Annotated in this window: 20 protein-coding genes and 1 pseudogene; 11 read left to right on the forward strand and 10 right to left on the reverse strand. The window is 70.4% G+C overall.

The genetic code is table 11. The annotated features are described in order from the left end of the window. The 3 genes and pseudogenes from GSQ87_RS22665 to GSQ87_RS02560 all read left to right on the forward strand — a co-directional run. Positions 1 to 96 (forward strand): annotated as a pseudogene (locus tag GSQ87_RS22665) (hypothetical protein); the annotation flags it as partial. Further along, entirely contained in the window at positions 93 to 674 is a 582-nt protein-coding gene (locus tag GSQ87_RS02555) for a chemotaxis protein CheD (RefSeq protein ID WP_158913019.1), read from the forward strand. The pseudogene GSQ87_RS22665 and the gene GSQ87_RS02555, both read left to right, overlap by 4 nt. Then, positions 674 to 1,051: a hypothetical protein gene (locus GSQ87_RS02560; RefSeq protein WP_158913020.1), complete on the forward strand. Its 378-nt coding sequence runs from the start codon at positions 674 to 676 to the stop codon at positions 1,049 to 1,051. Before GSQ87_RS02555 ends, GSQ87_RS02560 begins: the two co-directional genes overlap by 1 nt. A gap of 34 nt (positions 1,052 to 1,085) precedes the next feature. Here the strand turns inward: GSQ87_RS02560 and apaG are convergent, their stop codons facing one another. Both apaG and metZ read right to left on the reverse strand, forming a co-directional pair. Further along, entirely contained in the window at positions 1,086 to 1,490 is a 405-nt protein-coding gene (gene apaG, locus GSQ87_RS02565; protein WP_158913021.1) for a Co2+/Mg2+ efflux protein ApaG, read from the reverse strand. Beyond that, positions 1,487 to 2,695 carry an O-succinylhomoserine sulfhydrylase gene (metZ, locus tag GSQ87_RS02570; RefSeq protein WP_158913022.1) on the reverse strand — a complete coding sequence of 403 codons (1,209 nt, stop codon included), beginning with the start codon at positions 2,693 to 2,695 and terminating at the stop codon, positions 1,487 to 1,489. The genes apaG and metZ overlap by 4 nt, the downstream gene beginning before the upstream one ends. A 140-nt stretch (positions 2,696 to 2,835) precedes the next feature. Here metZ and GSQ87_RS02575 point away from each other — a divergent pair, with 140 nt between their 5' ends. Continuing rightward, the gene (locus GSQ87_RS02575) at positions 2,836 to 3,876 is read left to right on the forward strand and encodes a 2'-deoxycytidine 5'-triphosphate deaminase (protein ID WP_158913023.1); all 1,041 of its coding nucleotides are present in this window, start codon (positions 2,836 to 2,838) and stop codon (positions 3,874 to 3,876) included. A 150-nt stretch (positions 3,877 to 4,026) separates the two neighbouring features. On the opposite strand, the gene GSQ87_RS02580 is transcribed toward GSQ87_RS02575, so the two are convergent. Beyond that, positions 4,027 to 5,286, reverse strand: a complete 1,260-nt coding sequence (locus tag GSQ87_RS02580; RefSeq protein WP_158913024.1) for an aspartate kinase — start codon at positions 5,284 to 5,286, stop codon at positions 4,027 to 4,029. Between the two features lie 169 nt (positions 5,287 to 5,455). Between GSQ87_RS02580 and ubiG the strand changes: the two genes are divergently transcribed. Continuing rightward, a complete protein-coding gene (ubiG, locus tag GSQ87_RS02585) occupies positions 5,456 to 6,205 on the forward strand; it encodes a bifunctional 2-polyprenyl-6-hydroxyphenol methylase/3-demethylubiquinol 3-O-methyltransferase UbiG (protein WP_174241390.1) in 750 nt (249 codons plus the stop codon). Between the two features lie 58 nt (positions 6,206 to 6,263). Further along, positions 6,264 to 6,719, forward strand: a complete 456-nt coding sequence (locus GSQ87_RS02590; RefSeq protein WP_158913025.1) for a DUF3617 family protein — start codon at positions 6,264 to 6,266, stop codon at positions 6,717 to 6,719. A 32-nt stretch (positions 6,720 to 6,751) separates the two neighbouring features. On the opposite strand, the gene GSQ87_RS02595 is transcribed toward GSQ87_RS02590, so the two are convergent. Genes GSQ87_RS02595 through GSQ87_RS02610 form a run of 4 tightly spaced genes read right to left on the reverse strand, consistent with a single transcriptional unit; the run spans position 6,752 to position 9,134 of the window. Then, positions 6,752 to 7,201 (reverse strand): DUF1178 family protein, encoded by a 450-nt coding sequence (locus GSQ87_RS02595; RefSeq protein ID WP_158913026.1) that lies wholly within the window; start codon positions 7,199 to 7,201, stop codon positions 6,752 to 6,754. Continuing rightward, positions 7,198 to 8,034, reverse strand: a complete 837-nt coding sequence (locus tag GSQ87_RS02600; RefSeq protein ID WP_158913027.1) for a carbon-nitrogen hydrolase family protein — start codon at positions 8,032 to 8,034, stop codon at positions 7,198 to 7,200. The genes GSQ87_RS02595 and GSQ87_RS02600 overlap by 4 nt, the downstream gene beginning before the upstream one ends. After that, positions 8,031 to 8,291: a glutaredoxin 3 gene (gene grxC / locus GSQ87_RS02605; protein ID WP_158913028.1), complete on the reverse strand. Its 261-nt coding sequence runs from the start codon at positions 8,289 to 8,291 to the stop codon at positions 8,031 to 8,033. The genes GSQ87_RS02600 and grxC overlap by 4 nt, the downstream gene beginning before the upstream one ends. Positions 8,292 to 8,321: 30 nt before the next feature. Continuing rightward, positions 8,322 to 9,134 carry a ComF family protein gene (locus GSQ87_RS02610; RefSeq protein ID WP_158913029.1) on the reverse strand — a complete coding sequence of 271 codons (813 nt, stop codon included), beginning with the start codon at positions 9,132 to 9,134 and terminating at the stop codon, positions 8,322 to 8,324. On the opposite strand from GSQ87_RS02610, the gene GSQ87_RS02615 reads away from it, so the two are divergent. Further along, entirely contained in the window at positions 9,133 to 10,047 is a 915-nt protein-coding gene (locus tag GSQ87_RS02615; protein WP_158913030.1) for a methyltransferase domain-containing protein, read from the forward strand. The two genes, GSQ87_RS02610 and GSQ87_RS02615, sit on opposite strands and share 2 nt — an antisense overlap. Continuing rightward, entirely contained in the window at positions 10,044 to 10,556 is a 513-nt protein-coding gene (locus tag GSQ87_RS02620) for a vgr related protein (RefSeq protein WP_158913031.1), read from the forward strand. Before GSQ87_RS02615 ends, GSQ87_RS02620 begins: the two co-directional genes overlap by 4 nt. Positions 10,557 to 10,565: 9 nt before the next feature. On the opposite strand, the gene trmFO is transcribed toward GSQ87_RS02620, so the two are convergent. Continuing rightward, positions 10,566 to 12,029, reverse strand: a complete 1,464-nt coding sequence (gene trmFO / locus GSQ87_RS02625; protein WP_158913032.1) for a methylenetetrahydrofolate--tRNA-(uracil(54)-C(5))-methyltransferase (FADH(2)-oxidizing) TrmFO — start codon at positions 12,027 to 12,029, stop codon at positions 10,566 to 10,568. 119 nt (positions 12,030 to 12,148) lie between these two features. Here trmFO and GSQ87_RS02630 point away from each other — a divergent pair, with 119 nt between their 5' ends. From GSQ87_RS02630 to GSQ87_RS02640, 3 genes are read left to right on the forward strand one after another with little or no spacing between them, the layout of a single operon-like run. Then, positions 12,149 to 12,997 carry a hypothetical protein gene (locus GSQ87_RS02630; RefSeq protein ID WP_158913033.1) on the forward strand — a complete coding sequence of 283 codons (849 nt, stop codon included), beginning with the start codon at positions 12,149 to 12,151 and terminating at the stop codon, positions 12,995 to 12,997. Between the two features lie 40 nt (positions 12,998 to 13,037). After that, positions 13,038 to 15,425, forward strand: a complete 2,388-nt coding sequence (gene pheT / locus GSQ87_RS02635) for a phenylalanine--tRNA ligase subunit beta (protein ID WP_158913034.1) — start codon at positions 13,038 to 13,040, stop codon at positions 15,423 to 15,425. A gap of 32 nt (positions 15,426 to 15,457) precedes the next feature. Next, positions 15,458 to 16,204: an alpha/beta fold hydrolase gene (locus GSQ87_RS02640; protein WP_158913035.1), complete on the forward strand. Its 747-nt coding sequence runs from the start codon at positions 15,458 to 15,460 to the stop codon at positions 16,202 to 16,204. On the opposite strand, the gene GSQ87_RS02645 is transcribed toward GSQ87_RS02640, so the two are convergent. Both GSQ87_RS02645 and GSQ87_RS02650 read right to left on the reverse strand, forming a co-directional pair. Then, entirely contained in the window at positions 16,201 to 18,042 is a 1,842-nt protein-coding gene (locus GSQ87_RS02645; RefSeq protein WP_216838933.1) for an ABC transporter ATP-binding protein/permease, read from the reverse strand. The two genes, GSQ87_RS02640 and GSQ87_RS02645, sit on opposite strands and share 4 nt — an antisense overlap. After that, positions 18,039 to 18,288, reverse strand: a 250-nt coding sequence (locus GSQ87_RS02650) for a hypothetical protein (RefSeq protein WP_371416638.1), incomplete at its 5' end; no start/stop codon positions are given. The genes GSQ87_RS02645 and GSQ87_RS02650, both read right to left, overlap by 4 nt.

Here is an 18,288-nt window from a genome sequence, read left to right on the forward strand (position 1 = left end):
GCGGTGCAGTACGGCGTCAACAACTACCTGGTCAAACCCTTCACCATCACCACCCTGAAGGAAAAGATCGAAGCGGTGTTCGGGCCCCTCACATGATCGGCGCCTCATCGCTCAGAGAGACGCCGGACCACGATGGGCCCGAGCGGCGCATCAACGTGGTCCAGGGCGAATACCAGGTCACCACCGACCCCGGCGTGGTGCTGACCACCCTATTGGGTTCGTGCGTCGCGGCCTGCATGCGCGACCCGGTGGCGGGCGTGGGCGGGATGAACCACTTCCTGCTGCCCGGCGACGACCGGGAGGGCGATACGGAATCGCTCCGCTACGGCGTACACTCCATGGAACTGCTGGTGAACGGCCTGCTGCGCGCCGGCGCCCGACGCGACCGGCTGGAAGGCAAGCTGTTCGGCGGCGCGCGGCTGCTGCGGGGACTGACCGACATCGGCGAGCTGAATTCGACCTTCGCCGAGGGCTTCTTCCAGCGTGAAGGCATCCGCCTGGTGGGCGGCAGCCTGCGCGGCGAACATGGCCGCCGCGTACAGTACTGGCACGCGACGGGTCGGGCGCGGCAGATGGCGCTGGGCAACGACGCGGCCGCGGTGTTCGACGCCGAGCGTCGCCGCTCCAAGCCCACCCCGGCCCCGGCCTCGGACGGCGCGTTGGAGTTGTTTTGATGAGCGCGCCGCCCAAGCCCTTATCCGCCGTCGCCGAAACGCCGATGTCGGACGTGACCATGGCCGTGCAGGTGGAGCTGACCCGGCTGGCCGCGGTGGCGAACGATATCCAGGAGACCTTCGGCGCGGCCTTGGTCCAGGCCGCCCGCTCCCACCCCGAGAGCCTGGGCAAGGCGCAGGGGTTGGACCTGCTGGCGCAGCATCTGTCGGGCGTGGCCGACTTCCTCGAGGCCCTGGCGCCGCATCTCCCGGCGGACTGGTCGGTGGACCCGGTTCCCGCGGCGCGGACCGTGCGCCTGTCCGACCTCTCCGACCGCCTGGCCGGCCTGCCCGTGGCGGTGGCGGGATCGGACGACTTCGTATTCTTCTTCGACTAGGCGTCGATAGCGCCGCTTCCCTGCGAACAGCCCGCTAGTTCACCACTCGCCGCGCATTCGGCAGGTCCAGCGAGAAGGCGGGGATTTCCACGTCGAACTGGGCGCCGGCCTGGTTAGTCATGTTGTAGCTCCCGGCCATGACGCCCGAGGGCGTCGGCAGCGGGCAGCCGCTGGTGTAGGTGAACCGCTCTCCGGGTTGCAGCACGGGTTGTTCGCCCACCACGCCGGGGCCACGCACCTCCTCCACCCGCCCCGTGGCGTCGGTGATGATCCAGTGGCGCGACAGCAGTTGGACCTGGTCGGTCCCTCGGTTCTCCACCTCGATGGTGTAGGCCCACACCCAGCGCCGTTCGTCCGCCTCGGACTGGTCGGGCAGGTAGGTGGGCCGCACCCGCACGGTGATGTCCCGGGTGGTCGCTTCGTAAGCGGCTTCGGTCATCCGTCTCGTCCCGCCTCGTCCAGGGCCCGCGTGACGTCGCGCGCCAGGTCCTCGTAAGCCTCGAGCCCGGCGGACAATCGCACGAACCCCTCCGTTAGTCCGATCGCCAGCCGTTCCGGTTCAGGGGTGGAGCGATGGGTGGTGGTGGAGGGATGCACCGCCATCGACTTGGCGTCGGCCAGATTGTTGGAGATGTCCACGATCTGCAAGGCGTTCAAGAACCGGAACGCCGCCCCGCGCGCGCCGAGGTCGAACGCCAGGATGGTGCCGCCCGCCGACATCTGGCGCATGGCCAGGGCATGCTGAGGATGGTCCGCGCGGCCCGGATACAGCACCTTGCGCACGTTGGCGTGGCCCGCCGCCAGGTCGGCCAGCCTCGCCGCCGTCTCGCTCTGGCGCATCACCCGCAGCTCCAGCGTCTCCATGCCCTTCAGCAGCACCCAGGCGCTGAACGGCGACAGGGCCGGGCCGGTGTGGCGGATCAGGTCCTTGTAGCTTTCCTCCAGCAGCGCCTCGTCGCCCAGGATGGCGCCGCCCAGCACCCGGCCCTGGCCGTCGATATGCTTGGTGGCCGAATAGATCACGATGTCGGCGCCCAGCGTCAGCGGCTTCTGCAGGATCGGGCTGGCGAAGGCGTTGTCGACCACAAGCCGCGCGCCGCCCGCGTGCGCGATCTGCGCCACCGCCGCCACGTCGACGATCTCCAGCAGCGGGTTGGCCGGGCTTTCCAGGAAGCAGACCCGGGTGTTGGGCCGCATCGCCGCGCGCCAGGCGTCCAGGTCGGTCCCGTCGACGAAGGTGGTCTCGACCCCGAACCGGGGCAGCAGCTGGCCGATGATCCAGCGGCAGGAGCCGAACAGGGCCCGGCTGGCCACCAGGTGGTCGCCGGCCTTCAGCAGGCCGACCAGGGCGGTGTGGATCGCCGCCATGCCAGACGCGGCGGCGCGGCAGGCCTGCGCCCCCTCGAGCAGGGCCAGCCGGTCCTCGAACATCTTGACGGTAGGGTTGCCGTAGCGGGCGTAGATGAAGCCCGGTTCCTCGCCGCTGAAACGGCGGTCGGCGGCCTCGGCGCTATCGTAGGCGAAGCTCTGGGTCAGGAAGATCGGTTCGGAGATCTCGCCATAGTTCGAGCGCGCCATGCCGCCGCGGATCAGGCGGGTGGCCGGGGCCCAGGCGTTGGGATCTTCGCGGTTGTCGTCGCTCATAGGGTGCTCCTGCCGCAGGGCATGGCGATGTCCGCCACCCAAGGTCAAGTCCGGGTTTTCCAGTTGGAGGTTTCCGGTGGCTGAAATGCGCCGTTCGACCGCTTGCCAAGCGCCCCCGCGTCCGCGAGTGTCGCCGCCCCATGTCTGAACACATCGCCGGCATCCTGCCCTATCAAGCCATCGAGGCCCTGGTCGACCAGGGCGCGGTGCGCGTCGACACCCCCTTCGTCTTCGACCAGATCCAGCCCGCGAGCCTGGACCTGAGGCTCGGCGGCCACGCCTGGCGGGTGCGCGCCTCCTTCCTTCCGGGCCGCGCCCACACCGTGGCCGACCGGATCGCCGACGTCGCCATGCACAAGCTCGACCTGTCGGCGGGCGCGGTGCTGGAGCGCGGCTGCGTCTACATCGCCGAACTGCAGGAGCGGCTGGACCTGCCCACCCACATCGCCGCGCGGGCCAATCCGAAGAGCTCCACCGGCCGGGTCGACGTGTTCGTGCGCCTGCTCACCGACAAGGGCGTGGCCTTCGACGACGTGGCCGAAGGCTATTGCGGGCCGCTGTATCTGGAGATCGCGCCCCAGACCTTCTCGGTGCTGGTGCGCACCGGCACCCGGCTGAACCAGCTGCGCCTCAAGCGGGGGGAGCCGCGCAAGCTCGCCACCTGCAATGTCGGGGTGGACCTGACCGGCGCCCTGGCCGGTTTCCGCGCCCGCCGCCACGCCCCGGTAGTGGACCTGGACAAGGAGGACGGCCATGATCCGCGCGACTTCTGGCAGCCGATGGAGTCGCGCCCGAACCGGCACGGGGTGGGCGAACTGCTGCTCGATCCCGGTGAATTCTACATCCTGGCCTCCAAGGAGGCGATCGAGATCCCCGCCGACCAGGCCGCCGAGATGACCCCGATCGACCCGTCGGTCGGCGAGTTCCGGGTCCACTACGCCGGCTTCTTCGATCCCGGTTTCGGTACCGAGGAGGCGCTGGGCGCTGGCTCGCGCGCGGTGCTGGAGGTGCGCAGCCACGAGACGCCGTTCCTGCTGGAGGACGGTCAGACCGTGGCCCGACTGGTCTACGAACCCCTGACCGAACGGCCGTCGCGCCTGTACGGCTTCCACGGCTCGCACTACCAGCGCCAGGGGCTGAAACTGTCCAAGCACTTCAAGGTATGGCCGGGTAGCGCTTGAACAACGCCTCTCCCCTTGCGGGAGAGGGAGGGCCCATTGCATAGGCAATGGGAGGGTGAGGGGTCGACGGACGCTCACCGCATGACGCAGCAAGACCAACCTTCCCAGCTCCGCTTGGCCCCTTCCTTCTCCCGCAAGGGGAGAAGGAGATCACCCGTCCTGCAGCCCGTACGCCGCATGCAGGGCGCGCACCGCCAGCTCGGTATAGGCCTCGTCGATCAGCACGCTGATCTTGATCTCCGAGGTCGAGATCACCTGGATGTTGACGCCGCGCTCGGCCAGCGCGCTGAACATGGTCTTGGCGACGCCGGTGTGGCTGCGCATACCGACGCCGACCACCGAGACCTTGGCCACGTGCTCGTCGCAGGCGACGTCCTCGAAACCGATCTCCGCCTGGTGGCCACGCACGATCTCCAGTGCGCGCGCCGCGTCGCGCCGGCCGACGGTGAACTCCATGTTGGCGGTGTTGGCGGTGCGGGCGTGGGATTGGACGATCATGTCCACGTTGACGTTGGCGTCGGCTAGGCCCGAGAAGATTTTGGACGAGACGCCCGGATGGTCCGGCACGCCGTACAGGGTGATCTTGGCCTCGTCGCGGCTGTAGGCGACCCCGCTGACGATCCGCTTCTCCACGATCTCCTCCTCCGCACAGACGATGGTGCCGCTATTGTCGGGGTCGGCTTCCCCGGGTTCGGTGAAACTGGAGAGCACGCGCACGAGCACCCGGTGCGCCATGGCCATCTCCACGGAACGGGTCTGCAGCACCTTGGCGCCGAGCGAGGCCATCTCCAGCATCTCCTCGTAGGAGATCTTGGGGATGCGCCGGGCGCGCTGCTCGATCCGGGGGTCGGTGGTGTAGACGCCGTCCACGTCGGTGTAGATGTCGCAGCGGATCGCCCTCAGCGCCGCCGCAATCGCCACCGCCGAGGTGTCCGACCCGCCGCGCCCCAGCGTCGCCAGGCGCCCGGAACGGGTGACGCCCTGGAAACCGGCGATCACCGCGATGGTCCCGCCATCTATACTGGCGCCGAGCGCGTCGGGGGAGATGTCCTCGATCCGGGCGGAGCCGTGGGCGTCGTCGGTCAGGATCGGGATCTGCCAGCCCATCCAGGAGCGCGCGTCCAACCCGTCGTGGCGCAGCACCTTGGCCAGCAAGCCGGCCGTCACCTGCTCGCCCGAGGCGACCACCGCGTCGTATTCGTCGTCGCTCGGGGTCAGGCCTTCGGCCGCGCGGCCGGCGGTGTCGGTCCACGCGACCAACTCATTGGTCTTGCCCGACATGGCCGAGACCACCACCGCCACCTTGTGGCCGGCGCGCACCTCGGCCGCGACTAGGCGCGCCACGCGGCGGATTCGCTCCAGGTCCGCCACCGAGGTGCCGCCGAACTTCATCACCAGACGCGAAGTCATCGCCGTCCCGTCATCCTCAACTGTCCTGGCCTTGCTGGCGGCCTTGCGTATCGCCTTCCTCTCGCCGGCGCCGGACCTCTTGTCGGAAACGGAAACGGGGAGCATCTGAAAGCGAAGCGCGTCCTTAGCGGCGTGCGCGCCCCGCCGCAATGCACAAGGACCCATAACCATGAGCGTCGCCGCGCAATCTTTCTCCGTCGATCCGGCGGAGGTGGAGAAATTCTCCCGCATCGCCGCCCAATGGTGGGACCCCAAGGGTAAGTTCGCCCCCCTGCACCGCTTCAATCCCGTGCGCCTCGGCTTCATCCGCGACCAGGCGGCGGCCCGCTTCGACCGCGACGTGGCGGTCAAGGCGCCGTTCGAGGGCCTGCGCCTGCTCGACATCGGCTGCGGCGGCGGCCTGCTCAGCGAGCCGATGCGCCGGCTGGGGTTCGAGGTGACCGGCGTCGACGCTTCGGCCAAGAACATCGGCGTCGCCTCCGCCCACGCCGCCGAGCAGGGGCTGGAGATCGCCTATCGCAATGTCACGGTCGAAGACCTGCTGGCGGCGGACCAGCCGCCATTCGACGTGATCTTGAACATGGAGGTGGTGGAGCACGTCACCGACCCCGGCCGCTTCCTGCGCGACGCCTCGCGCCTGCTGAAGCCCGGCGGGATCATGGTGGTGGCGACCATGAACCGCACGCTGAAGGCCCTGGCCTTCGCCAAAATCGGCGCGGAATACGTGCTGGGCTGGCTGCCGAAGGGTGCGCACGACTGGCGCAAGTTCCTCACCCCCGACGAGGTGCGCCTGTTCCTGTCGCCCGAGCCGCTGGCGGTGGAGGGGCCGTTCGGGGTGGGCTACAACCCGCTCGCCGACCGTTGGTCGCTGACGCCCGACGCCAGCATCAACTACATGATGACCGCAGCCCGGCCTTAATTTCCTGATCCCGTATTCCCGACCCGAAGTTTTCCCGACCCTGAGTTCCGGATTCCGCATGACGCCTGCCCGCACCGCCCTTTGCGCCGTCCTGCTCGCCGCCTGTTGCGCCCCTGCGGCGGCCGGCGCGGCGGAAAAGACCATTCTCCCCGGCTACTGGGAGAGCACCGACACGGTGGAGGTGCTGTTCTCCTCCACCAAGACCTCGCACAAGTGCCTGACCGCCGACCAGGTGGAGCAGTGGCTGACCGCGCCCGCCACCAGCCACTACGCCTGCACCTACGACCAGCGGCATGTGGGCGATGGCCACGCCAGCTTCCACGGGGTCTGCCGGGACAAGAAGGGCCGCAGCCTGACGGTGGCGATCAAGGGCGAGTATGCGCCCGAGCACTTCCACCTGCTGGCGCACTTCCACTACATGCTGACCGCCGGCATCGCGATCCCCGGCGACGCCACCACCGACGCCCACCGCATCAGCGCCGAATGCCCCGTGAGCGAAGAGCCAGGGAAGTAATCGGCCCTCTCCCGTAAGGGGAGCAGGCGCTGCTAATTCAGCGACGCCTTGGGCTTGACCACCGGCGCGGGCGGCAGGGGCGCGACGCGGACGCCATCCTCGGCCAGGGCCTGGACCTCCTTCGGGGTGGCCTCGCCGTAGATGCCCCGGCCTTCGGCGCGGCCCTCGTGGATGTCGCGAGCCTCCTTGGCGAAGCTGTCGCCGACATAGTCGAAGGTCTTCTCCACGTGCTCGCGCACCTTGCCCATGGTCTCCATGAACATGGAGCGCGCCTGGGCCTGGGCTTCGGGCGGCATGACGCTGACGGCCTGCGCCTTGGTCCCGGCCACGGCGGGGGACATGATCTGCTTGCGCACGTTGCGGTCGGCGCAGACCGGGCATTCCACCAGCCCACGCCCGGCCTGGTCGTCATAGTCGGCCGACGAGCCGAACCATGCCTCGAAGCCGTGCGCGTGCCCGCACATCAGAGCGTAGCGGATCATGCCCGGGCCGGTGGGGCGAAGGCGCGGGCGTTCTTCAGGGCCGGGATCGCGGAGCGGGTGGTGAGCGCCTTGGCCGGATCGAGATCGGCGATCAGCACGCCCGGTTCGTCGTGGTCGAGCTTGGCGATGACCACACCCCAGGGATCGATCACCGTGCTGCGCCCCCAGGTGCCGCGTCCGTCCTCGTGGACGCCGCCCTGAGCCGGGGCCAGCACATAGCTGCCGGTCTCGATGGCGCGGGCGCGCAGCAGCGTCTCCCAATGCGCCTCGCCGGTGGGGCGGGTGAAGGCGGCCGGAACGGTGATCGCCACCGCGCCCGCATCCGCCACCGCCTTGTACAGGGCGGGAAAGCGCACGTCGTAGCAGACCGTCATGCCGAGCGGCCCCAGCAAGGACGGGGCGACCACCGCCGCCTCGCCCGGCGTATAGGCCGCCGATTCCCGATATCTCTCGCCCGACGGCAGGTCGACGTCGAACATGTGGATCTTGTCGTAGGTGGCCACGACCGCACCGTCCGCCCCGACCAGGATCGAGCGATTGGCGCAGGCGCCGTCCGGACGGCTGACCAGGGCCGAGCCGATCAGCAGCTCCACCCCGAGTTCGGCGGCAAGGGCGCGCAGGCCCAGCACCACCTCGTCCTGTTCCGGCGGACGGAGCTGGGGCGCAAGCTTAGCGCGGTCGCGTTCCAGCACGTTCACCGCCTCGGGCGTAGCGATGAAGCGCGCCCCCTCTGCCGCCGCCTGACGGATCAGGGGCGACACGTGGGCCAGGGCTTGCGCCGTCGTGGCGGGCGTGCGGGTCTGGATCAGGCCGACGCGGATAGGATCGCTCATGCGGCCAGAAGTTGGTCCAGCTCGCCCGCGCCGTCCAGCGCCATCAGGTCGTCGCAGCCGCCTACGTGCCGTTCGCCGATGAAGATCTGCGGAAAGGTAGACTTGCCGTTGGCCCTCTCGACCATCGCCCGCTTCTTGTTCGCGTCGAAGGCGGCGTCGTCGATCTCGGTGAAGTCGACGCCCTTGGCCTGCAAGAGCTTCAGCGCCCGGGCGCAGTAGGGGCAGAACGGCTTGGTGTAGATGGTGATCGGCGGCATGACGGCTCACGGAGTTCAAGCTGGAGCGAGCTATATAGGCGTCGTGGCCGCTTCGCGCACGCGCGCCACCACCGCCAGGCTCACCGAGGCCGCTCCGGCCTCCCGCAGCGCCTTGGCGCAGGCCTCCGCCGTCGCGCCGGTGGTCAGCACGTCGTCCACCAGTACGATCCGCTTGCCGGCGATCCTGGCGCGCTGGGAGGGCGGGACGGCGAAGGCGCCCTTGACGTTGAGCCGCCGCCCGCGCCCCGACTTGCCGCCCTGGCTCTGGGTCGCACGTCCACGCACCAGTGCGCCGGGCAGGTAGGCGAGGTCGGACTGGCGCGCCAGCGGACGGGCGATCTCGGCGGCCTGGTTGTAGCGCCGGGCGAACAGGCGCGAGCGGTGCAGGGGAACCGGGACCAGGGCGTCGGCGTCGGCCAGCAGGGGCGCGGCGGCGCGCGACAGCCAGCGCGCGAACAGCTTACCGAGTTCGGGCCGGTCGCCGTGTTTGAGGCGTAGGATCAGGTCGCGGGAATGCTCGTCGTAGAGGCAGGCGGCCCGCGCCCGCTGGAACGCCCTCGGCCGCGCCATGCACAGGCCGCAGCGGACGTCGAGGCCCTGGTCGTAGGGAAAGGGAAGCCCGCAACCGTCGCAGACCGGGTCGTCGAGGAATTCGATCCGCGTCCAGCCCGCCGCCGAAAGCCCCGCGCTCATCGGCGCGGGACCGCCGTCCAAAGGCTCCGGCGGCAGGATCAGGTCCAGGCCCGCGCTCCAGGCCGTCCCCAGGGATCGAAGCGGGCGCCGCAGCGGCCCAGCGTCAAATCCTTTGACCCGCGCCGCCGTCTCCCCATCTTGTCGCCACATGGCCGCTGCCCCGCCCCTGCTGTTCGACCGCGCCCTGCACCGCGCCCGCCTGGATCGCGCGGCGGCGGGATACGCCACGGCCGATTTCCTCAAGCGCCGCGCCGCCGAGGACGCCGCCTGGCGCCTGTCGGCCATCCTGCGCGATTTCCCGCTGGCGGTCGATCTCAGCGCGCGCGACGGCGCTTTCGCCAAGGCGCTGCATGAAGGACCCACGCCGGAGCGGGTCGGAACCTTGATCGAGGCGGACCTGTCCCCCGCCATGCTGGCCCTGGCGAAGGGTGGCGGCCCGCGCCTGGTGCTGGACGAGGAGCGGCTGCCGTTCGCGGCCGGGAGCCTGGACATGGCGGTCTCGCTGTTGTCGCTGCACTGGACCAACGACCTGGTCGGCGCCCTGATCCAGATCCGCCGGGCGCTGAAGCCGGACGGCCTGTTCCTGGGCGCCTTCCTAGGCGGCGTGACCCTGACCGAGCTGCGCCAGAGCCTGACCGAGGCCGAGGCCGAGATCGCGGGCGGAGCCGGGCCGCGCGTCTCGCCTTTCGCCGACGCGCTCGACGCCGCCGGCCTGCTGCAACGGGCCGGCTACGCCCTACCGGTGGCCGACATCGACCGCGTCACCGTGCGCTACGACCACCCGCTGAAGCTGATGGCCGACCTGCGGGCCATGGGCGAGACCAACGTGCTGATCGACCGTCCCCGGCGCAAACTGACCCGCGCGGTGCTGGCCCGCGCCTTCGAGATCTACGCCGAGCGGTTCGGCGATGCGGACGGCCGCCTGCCCGCCACCTTCGAGATCGTCAGCCTGATCGGCTGGGCCCCGCACGAGAGCCAACCCAAGCCGCTGCGCCCCGGCTCGGCCAAGATGCGCCTGGCCGACGCGCTGGGCGTGGTGGAGCACAAGCTGACCCCGCAATGAGCCTATCGGGGCGCGGTCTGACCGAGGGCGAGCTGCGGCTGGCGCGCGAGGTGTTCGGCGGAGCGATCGCCTATAGCCGGATGCGGATCGGTGGCGGCGGTTTCGGCCCGTTCGCGGTGACGGTGGGCTCGCGCCTGTTCCTGCCGCGCCACCTGCGTCCGGCCGATTTCGCGGCGGCGTCGCCCGCGATGCAGGCCCTGTTCATCCACGAACTGACCCATGTCTGGCAGTTCCAGACCCGGCCGCTGTGGACCCTTGCGAGCTGGGCGCGGGCGGTGGCCACGGGCGGCTATGGACGCGGCCTACCGGCCTATCGGTATCGCGTGCCGTTCGGCGCGTTTGCGCGGCTGAACCTGGAGCAACAGGCCAGCGTGGTCGAGCACGCCTTCCTACTGGGCCAGGGCCGGCGCAGCCCCGCCATGCCGGCGGCGGCGACGCTGGCGGACTATGCGGGCGCCCCGTTTCCGGTGTCCGCGGTGCAGATGGGGCCCGGCGGTCCGTGGGGATGACAACCCGAATCAATCCTCCACCGTGGCCAACACGCGCGATGGCTCCGGGGCCGCCACCGGCCTTCCTAGCCAATCGCCTAGCGCCGCCAGCGCCCGCTCGCTCATCAGCCGCTTCTTGGCCCGGCCCCGCTCGGCGGGCTGTAGGCGCTTGCCATCGGCCGAGCGCTTGGGCGCGTCGATCGGGGGCAGCAGGCCGTAGTTGATGTTCATCGGCTGGAACGAGCGCGCCTTGGCGGCTCCGTCCTCGGCCCCGACATCCTCCAGATGCCCACCGGTGACGTGGGCGATCAGGGCGCCCAGCGCGGTTTGCGGCGGCGGCGGCGCGACGGCGCGGCCCAACCGCTCGGCGGCGGCGAAGCGGCCGGCCATCAACCCCATGGCGGCGCTCTCGACATAGCCCTCGACCCCGGTGATCTGGCCGGCGAAGCGCAGGCGCGGCTCGACCTTCAGCCGCAGGTCCGGCTCCAGCAGGCGCGGCGAGTTGAGGAAGGTGTTGCGATGCAGGCCGCCCAGCCGCGCGAAGCGGGCCTGGGCCAGCCCCGGGATGGCGCGGAACACCTCGGTCTGGGCCGCGTGCTTCAGCTTGGTCTGGAAACCGACCATGTTGAACAGGGTGCCCAGCGCGTTGTCCTGGCGGAGCTGGGCCACCGCATAGGCCTTCTCGCCGGTGTGCGGGTTGGTCAGGCCCACCGGCTTCATCGGCCCGAAGCGCAAGGTTTCCGCGCCCCGCTCGGCCATCACCTCGATCGGCAGGCAGCCCTCGAAATAAGGGGTGTCGGTCTCCCAGGCCTTGAACTCGGCCTTGGGCCCATCGATCAGGGCCCGGACGAAAGCATCGTACTGCGCCTTGTCCATCGGGCAGTTGATGTAGGCGGCCTTGTCGCCGGACGGACCTTCCTTGTCGTAGCGTGACTGCCGCCACGCCACGCCCATGTCGATGCTGTCGGCGTGGACGATGGGGGCGATGGCGTCGAAGAAGGCCAGCGCGCCCTCGCCGGTCCGCTCCAGGATCGCGCGGCTGAGCGCTTCCGAGGTCAGCGGACCGGTGGCGATCACCACCATGTCCCATTCGGCCGGCGGCAGGCCCGCGATCTCGCCCGGCTCCACCGTCACGTTCGGATGCGCATGCAGGCGCGCGGTGACGGCGGCGGAGAAGGCCTCGCGATCCACCGCCAGCGCGCCGCCCGCCGGCACCTGGTTGGCGTCGGCCGCAGCCATGATTAGCGAGCCGCAGGCCCGCATCTCGGCGTGCAGCAGGCCCACCGCGTTGTAGGCCCAGTCGTCGGAGCGGAAGGAGTTGGAGCAGACCAGCTCGGCGAATCCGCCGCCCTGGTGCGCGGGCGTCATACGATGTGGGCGCATCTCGTGCAGCACCACCGGGACGCCGGCCTCGGCGATCTGCCAGGCGGCTTCCGAGCCCGCCAGGCCCGCGCCGATCACATGAATTGGGGAGATGTCTGGAACGTTCCGCATCCCCACACGATACAGGCCGGCGCGCCGCGCGGAAATCGCTTGCGGTGTGACCTGCACGCGCGTCAGGAAGGCGCAGATGGGGCCGCGTCATCGCCCGATGACGCGCGGGAGCCGGTGAGATGTCGAATAACAAGGTCGAGGTGATGGGCGCCGTCCGCGCGGCCGCCGACTTCGCCCGCAAGAATGTGCGCCACACCGCCGGCGTGCTCGCCCTGGTCATGGTGCTGAACGTCGCCGGCGACCTGGGGGGACGCAATGTGCTGCTCAGCATCGTGGTCGGCGTCGGCACGGTCCTGGCCGGGGTGATGGCCAATGCGGCCCTGCTCCGGCTGGCCTTCGCCGACGAGCATCCCGGCGATCCCGATTTCCGCATCGGCCCGCAGGGCTTCCAGTGGGGACGCACGGAAATCCGGCTGCTGGGCGCGATCCTGCTGGTCGCGCTGTTCTTCGTCCTGGCCCTGCTGGTCCTGCTGTTGCTGGCGGTGGTCGCCGCCATCGCCACCATGGCGCTCGGCCATCCCAACGCTCCGATCCCGACGCCCCAGACCCCGCTGCCCCCCGCCGGGCAATTGGCGATCTCGGTGCTGGTCACGCTGTTCGTGCTCGCCGGCCTGTGGGTGGCGGTGCGCATCTGCGTCTATCCGGCGGCCACCGTGGCCGAAAAGCGGGTGCAGGTGTTCTCGACCTGGGCCCTGACGCGCGGTCATTTCGCGTCGATCTTCGCCGCCCTGGTGCTGGTGCTCGCGCCGGCGATGATCCTGGCCGTGGGCATCGAGGCGTGCAGCGCCTTCCCCGCCGTCCAAGGGGTCCTGGCGCTGGTATTCGCCGCCGTCAGCGCCTTTGTGGTGGGGCCGATGGTGACCGGCCTCTACGCCCACCTGTATCGGATACTGCGCGTCGCCCAGGTCCATCAGTCCGCGCCATCGGAAAACAGCAGCGCACTCGCCGGACCGTGGGGTTCGGTCTAGAAGGCGGGCCTGACCCCTCTAAGGCCGCTGCAAGCATCCCATGAAGTTCACCCTGTCCTGGCTGAAGGACCACCTGGAGACCGACGCCCCGATCTCCCGCATCGTCGAGGCGATGACCGCCGCGGGCCTGGAGGTCGAGCACGTCGACGACCCCACCGCCAAGCTCGCCGTCTTCTCGGTCGCCAAGATCGTGGAGGCCGTCCAGCATCCCAACGCCGACCGGCTGCGGGTCTGCCAGGTCGACACGGTGGACGGCCGCAAGGAGATCGTCTGCGGCGCCCCCAATGCGCGGGCCGGGCTGACCACCATCTACGCCCCTCTCGGCGCCTATGTGCCCGGCAGCGGGATCACGCTGGAGGCGCGGCCGGTGCGCGGCGTGGTCTCCAACGGCATGCTGTGCTCGGCCAGGGAGCTGGAGGTCGCCGGAGACAGCGACGGCATCCTGGAACTGTCCGACGACCTGGCGGTCGGGACCCCGGCCGCGGTGGTGTTCGGCGCCGACCCGGTGGTGGACTTCGAGGTCACGCCCAACCGCCCCGACTGGCTGGGCGTGGACGGCATCGCCCGCGACCTGGCGGCGACCGGGATCGGACGGTTCAAGACCGAGACCATCGAACCTGTCCCCGGCCGGTTCCCCTGTCCGATCAAGGTGACGCTAAGCGCGCCGGACGCCTGTCCCGTGTTCGCCGGTCGGCTGATCCGGGGCGTGAAGAACGGTCCCTCGCCGGAGTGGCTGCAGACGCGGCTGCGCGCCATCGGCCTGCGCCCGATCAGCGTCCTGGTCGATGTCACCAACTACCTGGCCTACGACCGCGACCGCCCGCTGCACGTCTATGACGCGGCCAAGATCGCGGGCGGCGTGCTGGATGTGCGCTTGGCGGAAACCGGCGAGAGCCTGCTGGCGCTCGACGGCAAGACCTATCCCCTGACGCCGGAGATGACGGTGATCGCCGACGCCTCGGGCGTGATCGACCTCGGCGGCGTCATGGGCGGGGCGTCCACCGGCGTGTCGGAAGACACCACCGACGTGTTCCTGGAAGCGGCCTGGTTCGACCCGATCCGCACCGCCCAGACCGGACGCGACCTCAGCCTGTTCTCCGACGCCCAGTATCGCTTCGCGCGCGGCGTCGATCCGGGCTTCATCGTGCCGGGCCTGGAACTGGCCACTCGCCTGATCGTGGAGCTGTGCGGCGGCGAGCCTTCGCTGCCCGTGCTGGAAGGCCGCCTGCCGCCCGATCCCAAGCCGCTGGTGTTCGATCCGGCTGCGGTGGAAGGGCTTACCGGCCTGAAGGTCGAGCGGGCGCGCATCGTCGACATCCTGAAGGCCCTGGGCTTCGCCGTGGAAGACGGCCCGGTGCTGCGCGTCCAGGCGCCGAGCTGGCGGCGCGATGTCGAGGGCTCAGCCGACCTGGTCGAGGAGGTCGCCCGCATCGAGGGCCTCGCCGCCCTGCCTTCGACCCCGCTGCCCGACGCCGCCCCGAGGATCAATGGCGTGGTCACACCGCGCCAGGGCCGGGTGCGCGCCGCGCGCCATGCGCTGGCGAGCCTGGGCTACGCCGAGACCATCGGCTGGTCGTTCACCTCGCGCCGCTGGGCCGTGCTGTTCGGTGGCGGCTCCGAGGCCCTGGTGCTGGCTAACCCCATCGCGGCCGAGCTGGACTGCATGCGGCCGAGCGCCCTGCCCGGCCTGATCCAGGCCGCCGGACGCAACGCCGCGCGCGGCCTGCCCGACTGCGCCCTGTTCGAGGTCGGCCCGGTCTTCGCCGGCGACCGACCGCAGGACCAGCGCACCACCGTCGCCGCCCTGCTCGCCCCCCACACGCCGCGCAACTGGGGCCAGGGCGCCGAGGACGACGTGTATGCGCTCAAGGGCCACGCCATGGCCCTGCTGGAAGAGCTCGGCGCCCCGATCGGCTCGCTGCAGGTGGTGCAGGGGAGCGCCGCCTCCTGGTGGCATCCCGGCCGTTCCGCCCGCATCCAGCTCGGCCCCAAGACCGTGCTGGCCGAGTTCGGCGCCCTGCATCCCGCCGTGCTGAAGGCGATGGACGTGGAAGGCCCGATCTACGCCTTCGAGGCCTGGATCGAGGCGATCCCCGAGCCCAAGCGCGCCGGCGGCAAGGCGCGCGCGCCGCTGTCGCTGTCGGCCCTGATGCCGCTGTCGCGCGACTTCGCCTTCGTGGTCGACCGCGCCAAGCCGGCCGGCGACCTCGTGCGCGCGGCGCTTGGGGCCGACAAGGCGCTGATCACCGAGGCCCGAGTGTTCGACGTCTATGAGGGCGCCGGCGTGCCCGAAGGTTCCAAGTCGGTCGCCATCGAGGTGCTGGTCCAGCCTCGCGACAAGACCCTGGCCGACGCCGAGATCGAAGCCCTGTCCGCCAAGGTGGTCGCGGCGGTGGAGAAGGCGACGGGCAGCAAGCTGCGGGTCTAGCTTCCCTCTCGCGCCGTAAAGGGAGCGCCTCCTTGTCCACCGACACCGCCTTCCTCGACCGCCCCGACGGACACCGCCTCGCCTACCGCAAGGTCGAGGGCGCAGGCCCGACGGTTGTGTGGCTCGGCGGCTTCCACTCCGACATGGCGGGGACCAAGGCGGAAATCCTGTCCGACTGGGCCAAGGCCAGCGGCCGCGCCTACCTGCGCTTCGACTATTTCGGCCACGGCGAATCCTCCGGGGATTTCCGCGAGGGCGTGATCGGACGCTGGCGCGAAGATGCGCTGGCGGCGATCGACACCCTGACCGAAGGCCCGCTGGTCCTGGTCGGCTCGTCGATGGGCGGCTGGATCGCCTGCCTGATCGCCCTGGCGCGACCGGAACGGGTAAAGGGCTTGGTGCTGATCGCGCCGGCCGCCGACATGACCGACAAGTTGATCGAGCCGGGCCTGCCGCCGGAGGCGAAGACCGCCCTGGCCGATCGCGGCGTGTGGACCCGCCCCTCGCTCTACGACGACGGCTATCCGATCACCGCCGCCCTGCTGGAGGAGGGCCGCCGCTGGTCGATCCTGCCGGGTCCGGTCCCCGTCCACGCGCCGCTACACGTGTTGCAAGGCGCCGCCGACCCCGACGTGCCGTGGCGCCATGCCTTGGCGCTGACACAGGCTTGGTCGGGCAAGGACGTGGTGTTCACCCTGATCCGCGACGGCGATCATCGCCTGTCCCGCCCCCAGGACCTGAGGCGGCTGATCGCGGCGGTGGAGGATATGGCGGCCTAAGCCTCCACCGGCTCCTCCGTCCCCCGGTGCTGGCGCGCCCACATGCCGGCGTAGACGCCGTCTTTGCGTAGCAGGCCCGCATGGGTCCCGCGCTCGATGATCCGGCCCTGCTCGAGCACCAGGATCTCGTCGGCGTCGGTGACGGTGGACAGGCGGTGCGCGATCACCAGGCTGGTGTGGCCGATCGCCAGTTCACGCAGGCTCTCCTGGATGCCCTGTTCGGTCTTGGTGTCGAGCGCGCTGGTGGCCTCGTCGAAGATCAGGATGCGCGGCCGCTTGAGGATCACCCGCGCGATGGCGACGCGCTGCTTCTCCCCGCCCGACAGCTTCAGCCCGCGCTCGCCGACCATGGTCTCGTAGCCGTCCGGCAGGGCGGCGACGAAGTCGTGCAGGTGGGCCAGGCGCGCGGCCTCGACCACCTCCTCGCGCGTCGCGTCAGGACGGCCGTAGGCGATGTTGTAATAGAGGGTGTCGTTGAACAGCACCGTGTCCTGGGGCACCACGCCGATGGCCGCGCGCAGGCTGGCCTGGGTCACGTCGCGCAGGTCCTCGCCGCCGATGGTCACCTTGCCTGAGGTGGCGTCGTAGAAGCGGAACAGCAGCCGGGCGATGGTCGACTTGCCGGCCCCGCTGGTGCCGACCAGCGCCACCTTGCGCCCCGGCGGCACGCGGAACGACACGCCCGACAGGATCGAGCGGCGCGGCTCGTAGGAAAAGCCCACGTCCTCGAACACGATCTCGCCGCCCGGATCGACGAGCGGCCCGGCGCCGGGACGGTCCTGCACCTCGGCCTCGGTCCTCAGCAGGCGGTGCATCTGCTCGTAATCGACCAGCGACTGCTTCAGGCTGCGGTAGACCACGCCCAGCACGTTCAGCGGCTGGTAGAGCTGCAGCATGTAGGCGTTGACCAGCACGAAGTCGCCGACCGTCATCCGCCCGTGGGCCACGCCCACCGCCGCCATCATCATGACCGCAACCAGGCCGGCGGTCATGATCAGGCCCTGGCCGATGTTCAGGCCCGACAGCGTGGCCTGGTTCTTCACCGCCGAACGCTCGTAGTCGCGCTTGGCGGCGTCGTAGCGGGCGACCTCGTGGTGCTCGGCGCCGAAATACTTCACCGTCTCGTAGTTGATCAGGCTGTCGGTGGCGACCGCGCCGGCCAGGTTGTCCTGGCGGTTCATCTCGCGTCGCATCGACACCCGCCGCTGGGTGACGGCGAAGGTGAAGGCCGCATAGCCGACGATCACCGCGATGGTCGCCGCCGCGAAGGCCGGGTTGAACAGCCGCCACAGGATGGCGCTGACCAGGGTCACTTCCAGCAGGATGGGCGCGACGTTGAACAGGGTCAGGCCCAGCAGCACCTCGACCGCGCTCAGCCCCCGGTCCATGATCCGCGAGACGCCGCCGGTGTAGCGTTCCAGGTGGAAGCGCAGGCTGAGACCGTGCAGGCGGTCCAGCGTCTCGATGGCCGTGCGGCGCACCGCGCGCTGCACCACCGGGGCGAACACCATGTCGCGGATCTCGCCCGAGCCCTGCGAGCCGATGCGGGCGGCGCCGTAGGCCGCCACCAGCCCCAGCGGGGCTGCGATCAGGGCCATGTGGCCGTGGGGCGCGAGCGCATCCACCGCCCGCTTCAGCAGCAGCGGGATGGCGACGTTGAACAGCTTGGCCAGGAAGACCAGGCACAGCGCCGCGACCACGCGCGCCTTCAGCAGAGGCTCGCCTTTCGGCCAAAGATGCGGCCCCAGCGAACGCAACGCCTTGAGCTGGTCGGCTCCGGAAGCCGGCGCGGGAGCGCCGGGCGCGTCGCGCATGGCGACGGAGGCCCAGCTCCTCATGACGCGTCTCCCCTGCCGGCTCGGGGCGCGGCGGGATGCAGCTCACGGCGGAACGGCGCCCAGGGCGTCCAGGCCATGACCTGCAGCATCTGCGAGAACGGCGTCCGCCGCGTCCTCGCCAAGGCGCGGCGATCGGCCAGCATCGGCCCCAACCCCTTGATCGCCGCCACATAGGACCGCCAAATCGGCGGGAACACGCCCCGCCGCGCCGCACTGCCGAGATAGAGGAGGGTGAAGGCAAGGGGG

This window comes from Caulobacter sp. S45 (genome assembly GCF_009765965.1).
Classification (GTDB): Bacteria; Pseudomonadota; Alphaproteobacteria; order Caulobacterales; family Caulobacteraceae; genus CAHJWH01.